This is a genomic window from Frankia canadensis, assembly GCF_900197875.1.
In the GTDB taxonomy this organism is placed as follows: Bacteria; Actinomycetota; Actinomycetes; order Frankiales; family Frankiaceae; genus Frankia; species Frankia canadensis.
Window position 1 is genome coordinate 1 of sequence record NZ_FZMO01000417.1, and the last position, 1,612, is coordinate 1,612.

Genomic DNA, 1,612 nt, shown 5'->3' on the forward strand with positions numbered 1-1,612 from the left:
TGGACACACCGATGACAAGGAACCGCCCGAGTCCGAGGGGCACGTTGGGCGCTTCGGTGAAGGACACGACCAGCACCGCCGTGGTGGCGGTGTCGACCGTGCCCGAAGCTGGGGTGAACGGACCCGAGGACCTGCCGGACTGGGATGCCATCGACTGGTCGTCGCAGGACAGGCAGGTAGCGCGGCTACGGCAGAGGATCTTCAAGGCGACGCAGGCGGGCGACATCAAGCGCGCCCGAAATCTACAGAAACTGATGTTGCGCAGCCGTGCCAACACGTTGGTCAGCGTGCGGCAGGTAAGCCAGCGCAACTCCGGCCGAAAGACGCCGGGAGTGGACGGCGAGGTCGCTATGACCTCTCGGCAGCGGGCCTCGTTGGCCCAGTGGCTGCAACGATGCGGATCGGGCACGGTCCCACTCCCCGTCCGACGGGTGCACGTCCCCAAGAAGAACGGAAAAGGCAGACCACTCGGTATACCCGTCATCGCGGACCGCGCCCAGCAGAACCGGGTCAAGAACGCATTGGAACCCGAGTGGGAAGCCCGGCTGGATGCCAGCCAGTATGGCTTCCGGCCCGGACGAGGCTGCCATGACGCGATCGAGAAGATCTTCTCCCTGCTGGGAAAGAAAGGAGCGAAACGCGGGTGGATCCTCGACGCGGACCTCCAGGCCGCGTTCGACAGAATCAACCATAACCATTTGCTCGGCCGCCTTGCTGGCTTCCCTGGGCGGGAACAGATAGCAGGGTGGTTGCGGGCGGGGGTGGTCGACAATAACCGGTACGCCCCGACCTCGGAGGGAACTCCCCAGGGCGGGGTCATTTCACCGCTGCTACTCAATATAACGTTGCAGGGCATAGAGGAAGCCGCCGGGGTCAGATACCGGAAGAACGGAGAACTTGCCCGGGACTGCCCCGCCGTCGTCGTCTACGCCGATGACCTGGTCGTGCTGTGCCACAGCCGGGAACAGGCCGAAACGGCACGGGAGCGCCTCGCTGTCTGGCTGGCTCCGAAGGGTCTGCGTCTCAACGACGCAAAGACCCGGATCGCCACCGACACCGAGGGGTTCGACTTCCTCTCATTCAACGTCCGCCGTTACCCGACGAAGGACGGCCCGAAACTGCTCATAAAACCCAGCGGGGAGGCGCTGACCAGGATACGGCGGCGGATGAAGGCCGAACTGCGGGCGCTGCGGGGACAGCCCGCCTCGGCCGTGATAGGCAAGCTTAACCCCATCATCAGAGGGCAGGCGGCCTACTACCGGACAGGGGTGGCGAAGAAAGCGTTCAGCGATCTGGACCGGGTTCTCTGGGTGCAACTCGACCAGTGGGCGCGGGGCGCCCACCCCAACAAAGGCCGACAGTGGATCATAAAGCGCTACTGGGGCCCGTTCAACAAGTCCAGGAACGACCAGTGGGTATTCGGAGATCACAAGACCGGCGCCTACCTGCACAAATACGCCTGGACTCCGATCATCCGGCACGTCATGGTCGCGGGCCGGTCGTCTCCGGACGACCCGGCCCTTGCCGATTACTGGACCGACCGACGTCGACGGCAGACCCGTCACGGCCCACCTTTGGCATCGTCCGTCCAACACGCCTTACGCGCACAGGG

Annotated in this window: 1 protein-coding gene; it reads left to right on the top strand. The window is 64.6% G+C overall.

What is annotated here, in order from left to right; genetic code table 11:
- Positions 1-56: 56 nt before the first annotated feature.
- Positions 57-1,612, top strand: a 1,556-nt coding sequence (locus C1A33_RS24985) for a reverse transcriptase domain-containing protein (RefSeq protein WP_243407924.1), incomplete at its 3' end; no start/stop codon positions are given.